The 17476-nt window shown below is 33.9% G+C and carries 12 protein-coding genes and 1 riboswitch; of the genes, 3 read left to right on the forward strand and 9 right to left on the reverse strand.

Annotated elements, in window-relative coordinates; all coding sequences use genetic code 11:
• Positions 1-466 precede the first annotated feature (466 nt).
• A complete protein-coding gene (locus tag ACKGJY_RS04830) occupies positions 467-1423 on the forward strand; it encodes a hypothetical protein (protein WP_413972725.1) in 957 nt (318 codons plus the stop codon).
• 89 nt (positions 1424-1512) lie between these two features.
• Here ACKGJY_RS04830 and ACKGJY_RS04835 read toward each other — a convergent pair whose 3' ends face one another.
• From ACKGJY_RS04835 to ACKGJY_RS04875, 9 genes are all read right to left on the reverse strand, one after another.
• Positions 1513-2313: a PhzF family phenazine biosynthesis protein gene (locus ACKGJY_RS04835; protein ID WP_413972726.1), complete on the reverse strand. Its 801-nt coding sequence runs from the start codon at positions 2311-2313 to the stop codon at positions 1513-1515.
• 9 nt (positions 2314-2322) lie between these two features.
• Positions 2323-3489 carry a trans-sulfuration enzyme family protein gene (locus tag ACKGJY_RS04840; RefSeq protein ID WP_413972727.1) on the reverse strand — a complete coding sequence of 389 codons (1167 nt, stop codon included), beginning with the start codon at positions 3487-3489 and terminating at the stop codon, positions 2323-2325.
• Positions 3490-3677: 188 nt separating this feature from the next.
• Positions 3678-4304 carry a hypothetical protein gene (locus ACKGJY_RS04845; protein WP_413972728.1) on the reverse strand — a complete coding sequence of 209 codons (627 nt, stop codon included), beginning with the start codon at positions 4302-4304 and terminating at the stop codon, positions 3678-3680.
• Between the two features lie 748 nt (positions 4305-5052).
• Complete coding sequence (locus ACKGJY_RS04850; protein WP_413972729.1) at positions 5053-5370, reverse strand: type II toxin-antitoxin system RelE/ParE family toxin; 318 nt, start codon at positions 5368-5370, stop codon at positions 5053-5055.
• Positions 5361-5603 carry a hypothetical protein gene (locus ACKGJY_RS04855; RefSeq protein ID WP_413972730.1) on the reverse strand — a complete coding sequence of 81 codons (243 nt, stop codon included), beginning with the start codon at positions 5601-5603 and terminating at the stop codon, positions 5361-5363. The genes ACKGJY_RS04850 and ACKGJY_RS04855 overlap by 10 nt, the downstream gene beginning before the upstream one ends.
• A gap of 85 nt (positions 5604-5688) precedes the next feature.
• The gene (gene thrA / locus ACKGJY_RS04860; RefSeq protein WP_413972731.1) at positions 5689-9087 is read right to left on the reverse strand and encodes a bifunctional aspartate kinase/homoserine dehydrogenase I; all 3399 of its coding nucleotides are present in this window, start codon (positions 9085-9087) and stop codon (positions 5689-5691) included.
• Between the two features lie 269 nt (positions 9088-9356).
• Positions 9357-10631 carry an O-acetylhomoserine aminocarboxypropyltransferase/cysteine synthase family protein gene (locus ACKGJY_RS04865; RefSeq protein ID WP_413972732.1) on the reverse strand — a complete coding sequence of 425 codons (1275 nt, stop codon included), beginning with the start codon at positions 10629-10631 and terminating at the stop codon, positions 9357-9359.
• Between the two features lie 161 nt (positions 10632-10792).
• Positions 10793-10917: riboswitch (SAM riboswitch) on the reverse strand.
• A gap of 403 nt (positions 10918-11320) precedes the next feature.
• Entirely contained in the window at positions 11321-12439 is a 1119-nt protein-coding gene (leuB, locus tag ACKGJY_RS04870; RefSeq protein WP_413972733.1) for a 3-isopropylmalate dehydrogenase, read from the reverse strand.
• Positions 12440-12499: 60 nt separating this feature from the next.
• On the reverse strand, positions 12500-13675 hold the full coding sequence (locus ACKGJY_RS04875; protein ID WP_413972734.1) for a 2-isopropylmalate synthase: 1176 nt from the start codon (positions 13673-13675) through the stop codon (positions 12500-12502).
• Between the two features lie 149 nt (positions 13676-13824).
• Between ACKGJY_RS04875 and ACKGJY_RS04880 the strand changes: the two genes are divergently transcribed.
• Positions 13825-15369 carry a hypothetical protein gene (locus ACKGJY_RS04880; protein WP_413972998.1) on the forward strand — a complete coding sequence of 515 codons (1545 nt, stop codon included), beginning with the start codon at positions 13825-13827 and terminating at the stop codon, positions 15367-15369.
• 396 nt (positions 15370-15765) lie between these two features.
• The gene (gene ilvD / locus ACKGJY_RS04885) at positions 15766-17454 is read left to right on the forward strand and encodes a dihydroxy-acid dehydratase (RefSeq protein ID WP_413972735.1); all 1689 of its coding nucleotides are present in this window, start codon (positions 15766-15768) and stop codon (positions 17452-17454) included.
• The last annotated feature ends 22 nt before the right edge of the window (positions 17455-17476 follow it).

Here is a 17476-nt window from a genome sequence, read left to right on the forward strand (position 1 = left end):
AATAAAATATTATTGGCACTAAACCGTAAAGCGCATATATGTATCATTCTGTGCTATACAAGGCGCATTAGTTACTTCAACTTCGTAATCCTTTATAAACCTATTATAGATAACACTCTGTAGTATCACATAATATTCCTAGTTATCCACAAAGTTTAGTTTTGTATTTCTCTAGAAATATAACACCTATCAGATAATGAATCAATCTATAATTATAATTTAAAATAACACTATAGGTTTACATAGGGTTATCTTATTTATCTAAAACGCCTCATTCAAAATTAAACACATCAAACAAAAACAAAATTTATGCACTAGTAATATGCTTTACCATATTGTTTATCATATTAAAAATCTCCTTTATTCCTTTTTAGAACTTATTTTTCCTATTCACCAACATTGACTGTATGTTATTTCCTTTTCATTCGTCTATTTGCAGAGTAAATAAATTTAAAAAAAATATAAAATGAAAAAAGGAATTTTTACAATACTAGTAATGGTTTTAATTGCAAGTTGTAGTAATGACGACGATACAATTACTATTGAAGAAAGAGAAGAAACTCAAAACAGTATAATACGTATTACAGAAGTAGATACGGATACTGATGAAGTAACCCTAACAAATTTAGGTGACGCTGCAACAGAGGTTGGAAACTACTGGTTATGCTTAGGGCCTGGGACTTATGTACAGGTATCTAATGCTGCAAGTGAATCTACAAACTTAGATCCAAACCAAAGTGTAACACTAAGTTATGATGTAGACGCTACTGCTGACGGTTTAAGCTTATTTTCTGTAAACACTTTCGGCTCAACAGATCCTGATGTGTTAATTGATTATGTACAATGGGGCGCAGGCAATCAAGCCAGAGTTAACCAAGCAATTACTGCAGGACGATGGGATAACGCAGCTAACTTTGTAACTATGACCTCACCTTACACCTTTACTGGAAATGCTACTGAATTTGGCTCTACATTTTGGAATGGCACACAAGTTGCAACTGCTAATGCTGTGATAAGAATAGCTAGAGTAGATACGACTACAGATGAAGTTACTTTAGTTAATTTAGGTGGCACAACCTTAGACATTGCAGATTACTGGTTATGCTTAGGCCCTGGCACTTATGTGCGTGTATCTAATGCTACTAGCGCGTCTACAAACTTAGGTCCAGAACAAACTGTAATATTAAATTATGATGTAGACCCTGCTGCTGATGGCTTAAGTATATTTTCTGTAAACACATTTGGCTCAACAAATCCTGATGTATTAATTGATTATGTACAATGGGGTTCAGGAAATCAACCTAGAGTAGACCAAGCGGTTACTGCTGGACGATGGGACAATGCTACCAATACAGCTTCTGGAGTTTCTCCTTATATTTTTAACGGAGACGCAGATAACTTCGGATCTACATTCTGGAACTAAATAAATAACAAAATCTAATAATGAGGGATTTATAATTAGATGTAAGTGGGCATACAGCAATGTATGTCCATTTCGTTTTAAACAAAAATCTAAATTGCTAATCTGGCTTCAAAAATAGTAACAGCTTTCCCCTTAATTTCCACATTATAATCCTTTAAAGCTACATGTAATATACCACCTCGTTTAGAAATTTGATGTGATACCATTTCAGTTTTTCCAAGTCTATTGGCCCATAATGGTGTTAACGCACAATGTGCAGAACCCGTAACAGGATCTTCATTAATACCAGCTTCTGGCACAAAACAACGCACTACAAAATCAACATCCTTATATTTTCCTTCGGAAGTAACCATAAGATGTCCTAGTCCACTCGATTTTAAGGCATTAAAATCAGGAGTGCATTTTTCAATCTCGTTTTGACTTTCAGCAATGGCAACAACCCAATTATCGTCACTTTTATAAAAAGCAATCGGTTCAAAACCAACTACATTTTTAAAATTATTTGGAATATTAATTTTTGATAAGCTATACTGCGGAAACGTCATAACAATATCATCACCATCTTTAGAAATCGTTAAATCTCCTCCTTTTGCTTTAAACTGAATTAATTCATCAGAAGCTATTATACCCAATTGATACATTACATGCGCCGAAGCCAAAGTAGCATGCCCACATAACGGTATTTCAACTGTAGGTGTAAAATATCGAATATCAAAACTAGACTTGGCATTAGGTGCTACAAAAGCAGTTTCAGATAAATTCATTTCCATAGCCATCTGTTGCATCCATATGTCAGAAGGCAAGCTATCTAAAATCATCACGCCCGCAGGATTCCCTTTAAAGGCAGTATCTGTGAATGCGTCAACTTGATATATCGTTTTATTATTCATCTTCATAAATTATCCTAAAGCTTGCTCTAAATCTGAAATAATATCATCTACATGTTCTAATCCAACCGAAACCCGTACCATACCATCTGTAATTCCAGCAGCTATCTTAACTTCAGCTTCCACCTTAGCGTGCGTTGTACTCGCAGGATGTGTTACAATAGTTCTTGTATCTCCTAAATTAGCAGACAACGAACACATTTTAATCGCATCTAAAAATCCACGACCACCATCTAAACCACCTTCAACCTCAAACGCTACAATATTGCCACCTAAACGCATTTGCTTTTTGGCAATGTCATATTTAGGGTGCGATTTTAAAAACGGATATTTTACCCATGTTACTTTCGGGTGCGCCTCTAAAAAGGTTGCTAATTTTAATGCATTATCGCAATGCTTATCTACTCTTACCGCTAAAGTCTCTAGAGATTTAGATAACACCCAAGCGTTAAACGGACTCATAGCAGGCCCCGTTAATCTAGAAAATAAATAGATTTCTCTAATCAATTCAGCTTTCCCAACGGTAACGCCACCTAGCACACGCCCTTGACCATCCATCAATTTTGTTGCAGAATGTATTACCAAATCTGCACCAAATTTTATCGGGTTTTGCAAATACGGTGTCGCAAAGCAGTTATCAATCACTAACAGTAAATTGTGCTTTTTACAAATGACACTCAAGGCTTCCATATCCAACACATCCACACCAGGGTTGGTAGGTGTTTCCGCATAAATAAATTTCGTGTTTGGCTGTATTAAATTCTCAACCGTTTCAACGTCGTTAATGCTAAAATACGAGCACTCAATATTCCATTTCGGGAAATATTTGGTAAACAATCCATGCGTTGCCCCAAATACCGAACTACACGACACCACATGGTCACCAGCATTCAACAAGGTTGCAAATGTAGAAAATACGGCAGCCATCCCGCTCGCAAACGCAAAACCCGCTTCCGCACCTTCCATCTGGCACACCTTATTTACAAATTCGTTGGTATTCGGGTTGCTGTAACGGCTGTATAAATCGCGCTGCTTCTCCTCTGCGAACGATGCACGCATATCCTCAGCATCATCAAACACAAACCCCGAAGTTACATATAAGGGTACAGAATGCTCCGAAAATTGAGTGCGTACACTCTGCGTTCGTATCGCGTCGGTTTCAAATTTTTTATGGCTCACTTTTATTCTTTTTAATTTTTATTATTTGGGCATTACCCACAAGGGGTCGGGCTTTCACTACTCAATCCCTCCTGCGTCGGGGATTTCAAACATACCGCTCAATCCCTAATGAACTTGTTTGCTAAAGTCGTCTTTCAAATCTAAACTTTTAGACCTTTTTATTATCTTAATTTTTGCTACAAGTGGTTTTAATATTCAAATTTCTTCATTTCCGTTCGAATTTGAATAATTTGTTTTTGTAACTCATTATCAAAAACTTGATACCCATTTGCTATATTTTTCATTGCTGCGCCCATAAATTTTTCTGCATTTAAATAAATATTGTGAGCTTCTTTTTCTTGTTCAGTTCCTTTATAATTTAAGTATTGCTGAAAGGTTTTTTCAACATTTTCCGAATAAGGCCCTAATGAATTTAATGTATCATAAAAATTTGAAATAATTTGATTCTTAGAAAAGTCTGATTGTAAATCAAAATATAGACTTATTGCATTTGCTATACTTAACGAAGCATTATTTGCCATAGCAATCTTTTCATCAATTTGTTTGATTAAGTCTTCATTCAATTGTTTTGCAACATCACTTTCATATTGCTCATATCTACTGTACAGAAGTATCAATTGGGACAAAGCGTCTGAAAACAAACTGTATTGCATTACAGCAGCTTCCGCTGCTGATAATTTTTTCAAAAAAAATTGTTTTTCTAATTCGTATTTATGTTCCTTACTTTTCTGAAATATTTCCAAACTTTTACCAATTACTACGGTTAAGATTGAACCTATTAATCCTCCTAAAACCCCAATTAAATAATTATCCATTTCTTTCGTTCAAATTGTCACAACTAATTTATATAAACACTCAACTCAAAATATAAATAAAAAGCTCAAATGTTATTATGTCAGCTCTTCAATTCTCAGTTAATTTATTTAGATCATTCATTACTTTTGTTTTACTTCTTGTTGGCACTATTGCAATATGGACTAAAATCACATAAAACAGTAAAAGAGGTACAAATAAGAAATACACAAGATTCCACTTCCCTTCCATTGAAACAAATAAAGCTTTAATTAATCTAAACAAGTTGTACAAGGCAATTAAGAAAACAATAAAAGATGTTGCAAAATTTATTTGCAAGTATTTGTCGTAAGTTGTCTTTAATAAACGAAATGGGATAATTGTTACCCTATAGATTAAGTACATTATTCCTACTGAGAAAACGAACAAAACTAAAAGAAAAAATAAATTCAGATTTTTGAAAAAATGAGTCAACGAAAAGAATAAATCATTGATTAACCATTTGAAAAAATAGCTTAAACAAATATCAATAAGAACCCAATATAAGGTTATTAGAATAATTGATATTACTACTTGATTTAGGATTTTCATAAATAATAAAGTTTTCAATTAATATGCTCACTCAACCGTAAAACATCTTCAAAAACTGCACACTCCCTAACTACTACACCAGATTTAGCAACTTGACAAACAACATCTACATTCAATACAAGTCTGATGAAATAAGCGAAAACTAATGATTTCATATAGCCATTATTAATAAGAGCTTTTCTATTTTTTTCGTTCTATTTTTATGGGGTTTTGTCGGGTATCAAAAACATCATTCACTTCAATTCTACTTTCTTTTTTATTAACCCAATAAATAACTTTGTAATTTTTGTAAACTAGGTACCTAAATTCTTGTGGTCTGCTTTTTAAGAGCTCTTCAATTTGTCCAATTTCTGGTTGACTTTCTAACTTTAATGTTTCGCTGTGTATGCCATTAACCAATTTTTTAGCTATCCTAATTCCAGCTTTTTCTTTATGGTATTCATAAATTTTAAAAAGTTCTGTTTGCGAAAAAGAAGTCCAAAACAATTTTAATCCCATGTATCCATTTTGGATTTTAATTCCTCAGCACTTGTTAACTTTCCATTAGCTGAATCTTCCATAGATTGGTCTATTCTTAAATTAAACGCCTTAATCGTCATTGGTTTAAATTCTTCTTTTTCTGAATTTGAATTTTCTTTTTTCAGAATTTTTTCAAGTCTAGTAATAACATCTTCACTTTTAATTTTTAAAAATGCCTGAATAAGTTCTAATTTTCTTGTTTGTAAATCCATACTATCACCTTTTTAATCAAAGATACTAAATTATCAAATTTGGTTATGGGTATTGGGTTTTAATGGTTTCACTTCAGTTATCCAACTAATTAATATGCTTACTCAACCTTAAAATATCCCCAAAAACTCCACGCGCCGTAACTTCCGCACCAGCACCAGCACCTTGTATCACAATAGGCTGTTCACCATAACTTTCTGTAAAAATCTCAAAAATAGCATCGCTACCTTTTACATGTCCTAAAGTGCTATCCTCAGGAATAGACACCAATTTCACTTCTAAATTCCCTTTGTCTTGAGATAAATCTCCAGACAAATCGCCAACATAGCGCAATACATGGCCTTCCTCTTGGCCGTCTTTTATTTTTTGATATTGCGCATCTAAAACATCTAATTGACCTAAAAATTCTTCAACCGAAATATCACGGTATGCCTCAGGAATTAAATTCAGTACTTCAACATCTTCAAACTCATTTTGCAAATCTAATTCTCTTGCTAAAATTAATAGCTTTCTCGCTACATCATTTCCAGAGAAATCTTCACGAGGATCTGGTTCGGTATAACCTTTATCCACCGTTTCTTGTATAATTTCACTAAATGGCTTGTCTTCAACCGAAAAATTATTGAATAAATAACTTAATGTACCCGAAAACACACCGCGAATTCTTGTGATATTTTCACCAGATTCGTGTAATAACTTAATGGTATCAATTAAAGGCAAACCTGCGCCAACCGTAGTTTCATACAAATATTCCTTATTATTTTCATCTAAGTGTTCTCTTAATTCGGTATAGAACTCATGAGAAACGGTGTTGGCTATTTTGTTGGACGACACCAAATCAAAACCAGCTTCAACTAGTGGCATATAGTTTTTATAAAACACCTCGCTTGCTGTATTATCTACGGCGATTAAATTTTCTAAATGATGATTTTTAGCAAATGTGATAATATCTTCAATCGAACTTTCAAAATTACTAGATGCAATAGCTTTTCTCCAATCGCCATTTGCACCATTTTTATCGAGCAATAACTTACGCGAATTCGCAATAGCAAATACGTTTAAGTTAATGCCTTTACGTTTTTCTATCTCGTCTTTCGATTTTAAAATCTGATCGATTAATGCGCCACCAACGCCACCATGTCCAAAAATAGCAATATTTATCTTTTTCGATATACCAAAAATCTCTCCATGAATTACATTTACTGCTTTATTCAGTTGTGATTTCTTAACTACCAAGCTAACGTTTTTTCCAGTAACCGTGTTATTGAACAACAAGGGTGTAATCTGATTTTTAATGAGTGCATTAAATGGCTTGCTAAAAGAACTCAAAGCAATCCCCACAATAGAAATTACCGCCACATCATCCACAACATCAATTTTATTAACATCTTGCGAATAAAAATCACTTTCAAACTCGCGTTCCAAGGCAATTACCGCTTGTGTGGCTTGGTCTGCATCAATAATTAATCCGATACCACGCTCTGAAGAGCCTTGAGATACAATGCTCACGCTAATACCATAATTACTTAACGCTCCAAAAATACGAGCATCTACGCCAATTTTTCCTAGCAATCCGCGACCTTCAAAATTTAATAATGCTACATTATCTAAAACAGATAAACTCGTTACCTCTTTAGTGCTTGGTTTTGCCGTAATTAGCGTGCCTTCATCATCTGCATTAAAAGTATTTAAAATGCGAAGGTTGATGTTTTTTTCAACTAATGGAATAATCGTTTTGGCATGTAATACCGATGTGCCGAAGTTTGCCAACTCATTAGCTTCACTAAACGAGAGTTCTCTAATTTGTTTTGCATCTGGCACTAAATCAGGGTTTGCAGTATAAATACCACTAACATGCGTATAATTTTGCAACTCTTCAGCATCTAGATAATTAGCTAAAAGTGCCGCGGTATAATTACTACCATTTCTCCCTAACGTAGTAGTTTCATCTTTTAAATTAGAAGCAATAAAACCAGTCACCACGTGTACTACATTTTTATGCGTGCTAAAATATGCTTGTGTATTTTCCTTAGATAATTTAGATAACGGTTGTGCATTACCAAAAATATCATCGGTTTTTATCAACTCACGAGCATCGGTAGCTTTTGCAGAGATACTGTTTTTATTCAATAAATTTGAAATCAGCTTTACTGATAACAATTCACCTTGTGCTAAAATAGTATCCTTAGTTTTTTTACTGCAATCGCGTAATAAACTAACACCTTCAAACAACTTTTCTAAAACTAAAAATTCTTCAGAAAAATCAATAGTTTTTGAGGGCTCAGATTGATACGCCTTAAACACTTTTAAATCTTCTTGATACGATTCGCCTTTCTGAGCTTTATTTAAAATAGCCTCTAAATCATCTGTAGCAGAACCACGAGCCGAAACCACAATCGCAATACGATCGCCAGCTTCAATTTTAGCTTTTATAATTGAAAGTACGGTTTCCAAACCTTTTCCATTGGCTAAGGATTTGCCGCCAAACTTTAATATTTTCATTGGTTTTCTTTTAGAATGTGGCACAAAAATGCCTTCTATAATTTTTTCAAGCTGATCGTACTCCATAAGAAAAGCATCGTGCCCATGTACCGAATGAATTTCGTTATACGTAACATTTGGGTGTGTTAATGCTAATTGACGATGTGTTTCACGGTTTTCTTCGGCAGTAAAAAACAAATCAGAGTCTACACCAACAATATGAATTTTAGCTTCAATATTTTCTAACACATTAAAATTACTGGCTCTACCTTTAGTAACATCTATGCTTTTCAGCAACTGATTCATTAATTTATACGCCGATAATTGAAACCGCTCCTGTAATTTTTTACCATGATGCAGCAACCAACTCTCCACATTAAAAATCTCTAAATCGTCGTTTTTTGAACGCTTAAAACGTTCTTTAAACGACTCTGGTGTACGATAACACAACATGGCATGCATTCTAGCATCATGCACTGGGTGTTTAGAATTTAGTAAAAACTGCTCTTGTATTTGGCAATTGGCAATCAACCAATCTGTAGATTTCCAATCGGTAGCCACTACTATCAAATGCTCAGTAACATCAGGCTTTATAACTGCCATTTCCCATGCAATACCACCACCTAAAGAACCGCCTATTACAGCAAATAATTGTCCTGTTTTAAGAATATCCAATCCCTGTAAAAATAATTTCGCTACATCACGCGCCACAAAATCCTTATAGTTATCAATCACAAAACCATCAAAGCTATTTCCTGGAATGTTAAATGCCAAAACCGAGTATAGTTTCGTATCAATTACTTTACCATCACCCACTAAATCTTTCCACCAACCATTTTCACCTGCTACGTCACTATTCCCAGTCAACGCATGGTTTACCAATACAATTGGCGCATCACCTAAAGGCTTACCAAACACTTGGTAACTCAGCTTAATTGTAGGGTTAATCACGCCACTTTCGGTGGTATAATTTGAAATTGTAATATGTTGTAATTCGTTTATCAAAGTCTATTTATTCTTTGGGCGTTACCCAGTCGGGTCGGGCTATTCGCTATATCTTTTTTTAGTTTGTTCTCGATACAAATTTGCTCATACTTCACAAATTCACTCGAACTAACACTAAAAAAAGGATGCCGCTACTATCCCTAACGCGGGCGTATCTGCCAAATTCGTTTTTAAACCGCAAGGCTTTTATACACTTGCAAATTATTTTATTTATAAACCTCACAGATTTCAAAAACCTGTGAGGTGTTATTCTTGCTAGTTAATTCAAGTTATATCTTAGCAAACGCCTGTTTTAAATCCGCTTTTAAATCTTCAATATCCTCAATACCTACAGATAATCTAATTAAATCAGGAGACACACCTGCCGATGCTTGTTCCGCCTCGTCTAATTGCTGATGCGTAGTACTTGATGGGTGAATAATTAAAGATTTTGTATCACCAATATTGGCTAATAACGAAAATAGTTGGGTTTCATCAGCTATGGTTTTTGCTGCATCAAAGCCTCCTTTATGGCCAAACGTTACAATACCACTTTGCCCTTTTGGCAAGTACTTTTTAGCCAAAGTATTGTATGTACTACTTTCTAAACCAGGATAGTTTACCCAAGCCACTTCATCTTGCGCTTCTAACCAAGTTGCTAATTCTAAAGCATTTTCACTGTGTTGTTTAATTCTAACAGGCAAGGTTTCTAAACCTTGAATGATGTTGAATGCATTAGTTGGACTCATAGCCCCACCAAAATCTCTTAATCCTTCTAGTATTAATTTAAACGTGTACGATGCAGCACCTAAAGTTTCGTAATATTTTAAACCGTGGTATCCAGCGGAAGGCTCAGTAAATTCTGGAAATTTTCCGTTGGCCCAATTAAAAGTTCCTGCGTCTATAATAGCACCACCTAAAGATGTTCCTTGTCCGCCAATATATTTTGTTAATGAATGGATTACTATGTTTGCCCCATGTTTAATTGGGTTTAATAAAGCTGGAGTTGCTACAGTATTATCTACAATAAATGGCACACCTGCTGCTTTAGAATGTTCTGAAATCGCTTCCAAATCCAATACATCTAGTTTTGGATTTCCTAAAGATTCTACAAAAAATGCTCTTGTATTATCTTGTACAGCGTTTTTAAAATTATCAGGATTTGAAGCATCAACAAACGTAGTTGTAATACCTAATCTTGGAAGTGTAACGCTTAATAAGTTATACGTTCCACCATATAAACTACTTGATGCTACAACATGGTCTCCAGCTTTTAAAAGCGTTAACAAACCTGTAGCAATTGCAGCAGTTCCTGATGCAAAAACTACTGCTCCAATACCGCCTTCTACAGCTGCTAAACGCTCTTGTAAAATTTGATTGGTTGGGTTGTTTAAACGTGTGTAAATAAATCCTAATTCTTGTAATGAAAACAGATTTGCAGCATGGTCTGAATCGTTAAAAACGTAAGATGTTGTTTGGTAAATAGGTACAGCTCTTGCTCCTCCGTTTGATGCTACATCGTGTCCTGCGTGTAATGCGTTTGTTGCTAATTTTTGATCGCTCATTTTTCTAAATATTTTAGTCTTAGTTAAACTTAAAGATTCCCGTATCTGCGAGAATAACAAATTCAATAGTAACTTTAACGCTAAAGCATTTAAAGCGTACTTTTCAACTTAATAGAAAAATGTTATAAAGAAGTATTAAAATTACTTGGTAAGTAATTTGTGAGTTATCTATCTAAACATCGATAAATGAATCGATAATTCAAGTAGAATTTAGCACCTTCTTTAATAAGTTTAAAGGGTTGCTAAGGTTTCATTGGGTCTATCCCTCCACCTTTCTTGATAACATTTACGGAAATTTTTTAAAATAAATTTTTGCGTTACTTCAAAATTTTACATTTAAAACTTTTCCTTTCAATTATGTGTTTGAACGTTGCGATTGCAAATATCGTGTAGAAAAGTTAATCTGCAAATTTTTTAAGACAAAATTTTGTTTGATCGTTTTTCTAAGAAATAAATCTTGCTAGTATATATGTACTTTTGGTATAAACCGAAGTTAGTATATGAGTGCGCAAGGGATTGCAGTGGCAGCTTTTGGCGAGGCGCGCATCGAGCCAAAACTATTAACGGAAAGCCCGACCCTTGTGGTTGCGCCCAAAATAAAATAAGAGCCCTAAAACTGGGCTCTTATTCTAGGACGTCTCCTAATGTTTAGTTTGGTATTTAATTGTATTGGTGACTAATTCAAATAATTAAATAATTGTGGATTGTCCTAAGTGAATATTAGTAAAGTTTAGATTTGTTTCTTCTGGATTATTTATAAAATCTTCAATAAAATCACCTACTTTACTTGTAGTGATATTGTCGTATTTTGTATTTAAATCTGGTGTTGTAATATGCAACTTAAGGGATTTATCTACTGCTTCTCGTATTAAAGCCGCTTCATCTGATAAGTTAAAATGATCGAGTAACATGGCTGCTGACAAAATGGAAGCTATAGGATTAGCTACTCCTTTATTTTTAACATTAGAGCAAGCACCGTGGATAGGCTCGAACATAGCAAACGTATCACCTATAGATGCTGAGGCTAATAAGCCTATTGATCCAACAATAACACTAGCTTCTTCTGATAGAATATCGCCAAACATATTTTCAGTAAGTATAACATCAAATTGTTTTGGATTCATGATAAGTTCTACAGCGGCATTATCTATATACAAGAAATTTAAATCTACATCTGGATATTGTTTTGCCAAATCTTTTACAACACGACGCCACAAACGCGAGGTTTCTAAAACATTGGCTTTATCTACTAAAGTAATTTTATGCTTCCTAGATTGTGCTGCTTTAAATGCGGCATGGGCAATACGCTCTATTTCGTAACGATGGTATTCACACACATCAGATGCAATAGTACCATCTTCACTTAAGTTACGATCTCCAAAATAGATACCACCAGTAAGTTCTCTGTAAATTAAAATATTGGTGTCTTTTATCTGCTTTACTTTTAATGAAGATTTGGTTAACAAATCGTCATATGCTATAACAGGCCTTATATTAGTGTGTAGTTCTAAAGCTTTACGAATACCTAAAAGCCCTTGTTCTGGGCGCACTTTAGCATCCGGATCCCTATCATAGGCTGTATCACCAATGGCTCCAAATAATACGGCATCGGTATCTTTACATAATGCTATGGTTTCCTGCGGAAGCGGATCGTTTTTTTTATCAATTGCAGCCGCACCAACTAACCCGTATTTAAAATTAAAAGTATGCTCGAAAGCCAACCCAATAGCTTTTAGCACCTTCACTGCTTCGGCAGTTACTTCTGGGCCTATACCGTCTCCTGGTAAAATAGCTATGTTTAATTCCATTTTAATACTTTAATATATAATCTATTAAATATAGCGCGGTTTTACACTAAATTTATGCGATTATGAAGATACAATTTCTTTATAAACCTTACTTCCTTCTATAATTTGATGGATATCACTATCATCAACTTCCTTTTTCTTATCAGCAAAATCTAAAAAACTACTGTAAATTTCGTCTAATTGTAATTTTGTGAGTTCGTAACCAATATTTTTTGCTCTATAAGCTAAGGCTGCTCGTCCGCTTCTAGCGGTTAATACAATAGCAGACTCTGTAACACCAACATCTTTAGGGTCTATTATCTCGTAAGTTTCACGGTTTTTGATGACACCATCTTGATGAATTCCAGAACTGTGTGCAAATGCATTAGCTCCAACAATAGCCTTATTTGGTTGTGTATAAATACCCATACTGTCTGATACTAACTGGCTAACACCATACAGCATTTCAGTTTGAATATTTGTATCTAAATTTAAATAAGGATGTTGCTTTAATATCATTACAACTTCTTCAAGCGCTGTGTTTCCTGCTCGTTCACCTATCCCGTTTATGGTACATTCTATTTGGCGTGCACCATTAATAACACCTTCTATAGAATTGGCAGTGGCTAAACCTAAATCATTATGGCAGTGGCACGATAAAATAGCTTTATCTATACCCTTCACATTTTCTTTTAAATATTTAATTTTTGCTCCGTATTCATGAGGTAAACAATAGCCTGTAGTGTCAGGAATATTTAAAACAGTAGCTCCCGCTTTAATAACCGCTTCACAAACTCTAGCTAGATATTCATTATCCGTTCTACCAGCATCTTCAGCATAAAACTCAACGTCTTCTACAAAAGACTTGGCATAACTAACTGCTTTAACTGCACGCTCAATTATAGCATCTTGGGTAGACTTAAATTTATGTTTTATATGAGACTCTGAAGTACCTATTCCCGTATGTATTCTTGGAGTTTTTGCATACTTTAATGCTTCAGCAGCAACTTTAATATCGTTTTCAACAGATCTTGTAAGACCACAAACTGTTGCATTTTTTACTATTTTAGATATTTCCTCGACTGATTTGAAATCTCCAGGACTTGAAACAGGGAAGCCAGCCTCAATAATATCTACTCCTAATTTATCAAGCTGTTCAGCAATAATTAACTTCTGATCTGTATTTAACTTACAACCAGGAACTTGCTCCCCATCTCTTAGGGTAGTATCAAAAATTTGAACGTGATTATCAGACATTTATTAGAATATATTTTCTTATTGTTACACGAATTTATATTTTGGTTTCGTAAAAGCTACTATTCATCTCATTTTTTTTACGATGTTTAACTTATTTATGATTGATTTAAATTACTGAAAATCAGATTTATAAATCTGATTTTATGACTATGACAAGAGCACAAAAAGATAACTTATTTGTATTGGTAAAATCGCTTTCTAAATCAGAAAAGCGCCAATTCAAATTATACGTAGGAAGATTAGGAGTAAATGAGGATTCGAAATTCTTAATGCTATTTAATGTTCTTGACAAACTTAAAGCCTATGACGAAGCCGTTATTTTAAAAAAAGGTATTGTAACAAAGCAACAGTTATCCAACTTAAAAGCGCATTTATACAAACAAATTTTAATAAGCTTACGTTTAAACCCGTCGCATCAAGATATTAGAATACAAATACGCGAACAGCTAGATTTCGCAACTATTTTATACCACAAGGGACTTTATAAACAAAGTCTAAAAATTTTAGATAAAGCAAAATCCTTAGCAATTACAAACGAAGAAAAAAATGTAGCGTATGAAATTGTTGATCTTGAAAAAGTAATAGAATCTCAATACATAACGCGAAGTATAAGTAACCGTGCAGACGAATTAACCATACAAGCTAAAGAATTAAGCCTGCAAAACGTTATTGCCAGTAAACTATCTAATCTATCACTACAATTATATGGCTTATTTTTAAAAACGGGTTATGTTAAAAATGACGAAGAATACCAAATTATAGACAAATATTATCACGACAGGTTACCTAAATACGATATTAACAACCTTGGTTTTCGAGAAAAACTCTGGTTATACAAGGCGAAATTATGGTATAGCTTTTTAACCGTAGATTTTTTAGCGTGTTATAAATATGCCTCAAGATGGGTTAACCTATTTTACGATAACAAGGATATGATAGCGTTAAACCCTGTATTTTTCTTGCGTGGTAACCACTATCTATTAGAATCTTTATTTTATTTACGCAAACACGATAAATTTAAGGCCACATTATCTAAGTTTGAAGGCATTGTGCAAGAAAAACGATTTCCGTTAGATGATAATATAGAAGCATTAGCATTTTTGTATCTCTACAATAATAAATTTAATCTACACTTTATTGAAGGTAGTTTTGTTGAAGGCTTACCACTAATTGACGATGTTTTAAATGAGCTTAAAAATTATAATAACAGAATAGACGAACATCATATTATGGTGTTTTATTATAAAATTGCAAGTATGTATTTTGGTGCAGGAGAAAGCCGAAAATGCATCTATTATTTGGATAAAATAATAAGTAACAAATCACTACAAATGCGTGAAGATTTATTGTGTTTTTCAAGAATTCTGAATTTAGTGGCACATTATGAAGCTGGACTAGATTACAATTTAGATGTTCTCATTAGAAGCACCTATAAGTTTTTAATTAAAATGGAAGATTTGTACGAAGTTCAACGAGAATTTATCAAATTTTTGAGAGGCTTAGGAGACATCTATCCACACGAAGTTAAAAATGAATTTATTAAGCTGCATAAAAAGCTGAAAGAATTTGAAAATGATCCTTATCAAAGTCGCGCATTCCTATATTTAGATATTATATCTTGGCTAGAATCTAAAATCGAAAATCGTCCTATTGGCGCTATTATTCGAGATAAATTTAAAGCAACTACAGCATAGTATTTAATACCATCAACCAGCATACTTAAGTTTTAAAAAAGACAGATTGCTGTTTCAGTTATATGTTTTATTTTTGTCCTTTTTTATACATTAAGATGTTGTTACAAAAATGCAGCTTTTGTCTCACATGAAGTTTTTATAAACAGTACTCTAAAACAAATTGTAGAATTTTTTTAATTTGAACATCATAAAATTTTAAAGTTAAACAACTGAAAAACAGTGTTTTAATATGATTTCTATTGCTATGGATTTAACCCCTTAATTCTTATAGAAAAAACGATAAAATGATAATGAATTATTTTCGTTTTCTAAAATTAAGAATTTTTGCCAAAACTCTTGAAGTAATTGAGAACTTTACAACTAAACCAATAAAATATAAAATTATTTTCAATAAAAATGAAAGAAATCAACAAACACAGTAAAAGGTTAACACAAGACGAATCGCAACCAGCGTCTCAAGCTATGTTGTATGCAGCAGGGTTTACTGATGATGATATGAGTAAAGCCCAAATAGGCATTGCGAGTACAGGTTTTGATGGCAACCCGTGTAATATGCACTTAAACAGATTGAAAGATGAAGTTAAGTTAGAATGTAATATTGCCGGTTTAGTTGGTTTAGGGTTTAATACTATAGGTGTAAGTGATGGTATTTCTATGGGTACCTCAGGTATGAACTATTCTTTGGCTTCAAGAGATATTATCGCAGATTCTATTGAAACTGTTATGCAAGCGCAAAGTTATGACGGCTTAGTTGCTGTTGTAGGTTGTGATAAAAATATGCCAGGAGCAGTTATTGCCATGTGCCGTTTAAATCGCCCATCTATAATGATGTATGGTGGTGCTACAGCATCTGGAATGTATAAAGGAAAGAAGCTTAATATTGTTTCGGCTTTTGAAGCATTAGGACAAAAAGTAGCTGGTGAAATTGATGAAACTGAGTATAAAGAAATTATAAAACGTTCTATCCCAGGTGCTGGTGCTTGTGGTGGTATGTATACCGCAAATACAATGGCGTCTTCTATTGAGGCTATGGGGTTTGCTTTACCTTACAACTCGTCTATTCCTGCTGAAAACCCTAATAAATTATCGGAAGCTGAACGCCATGCGAGAGCAATAAAAAACCTACTAGAATTAGATTTAAAACCATTAGATATTATTACTAAAAAATCTCTAGAAAATGCAGTTACAATGGTAAATGCATTAGGAGGTTCTACAAATGCTGTATTGCACTTTTTAGCTATTGCATTTGCAGCTGATATAGATTTTACACTTGAAGATTTTCAACGTATAAGTGACAAAACACCTTTAATTGGTGATTTAAAACCATCTGGTAAATACTTAATGGAAGATATTCATGGTATTGGAGGTACGCCAGCAGTAATGAAATATTTGTTAGATAACGGCTATTTGCATGGTGATTGTTTAACCGTAACAGGTAAAACATTAGCTGAAAATTTAGCAGATGTAGCACCACTTGAGTTTGAAGAAGACGACCAAGCAGTAATTTATCCAAAAGATAAAGCATTAAAATCTTCAGGAAACATACAAATACTTTATGGAAACTTAGCTACTGAAGGTGGCGTTGCCAAAATATCAGGAAATGAAGGCTTGTTTTTTGAAGGAAAAGCAGTTGTATACAATAGTGAGCAAGAAGCTAATGAAGGGATAAGTAATGGTGAGGTAGAACGTGGTGATGTAGTCGTCATCCGTTACGTGGGTCCAAAAGGAGGTCCTGGAATGCCAGAAATGTTAAAACCAACATCTATGATTATGGGTGCTGGCTTAGGAAAATCCGTAGCGTTAATAACAGACGGTCGTTTTTCTGGGGGAACTCACGGTTTTGTTGTAGGGCATATTACACCTGAGGCGCAATCTGGTGGTACCATCGCTATTATAAAAACTGGTGATAAAATTAGAATTAGTGCAGAAGATAACTCTATAAATGTACTATTATCTGATGAAGATATAGCAAAACGAAAAGAAGCGTGGGTAGCTCCACCTTTAAAACATAAAAAAGGAATACTTTACAAGTTTGCAAAATCTGTAGCTTCAGCCTCTAAGGGTTGTGTAACAGATGCATTCTAGTTTTCGCAAAATTTAAGATTCC

The sequence above is a fragment of the Hyunsoonleella sp. 2307UL5-6 genome (assembly GCF_047345485.1).
Taxonomy (GTDB): Bacteria; Bacteroidota; Bacteroidia; order Flavobacteriales; family Flavobacteriaceae; genus Jejuia.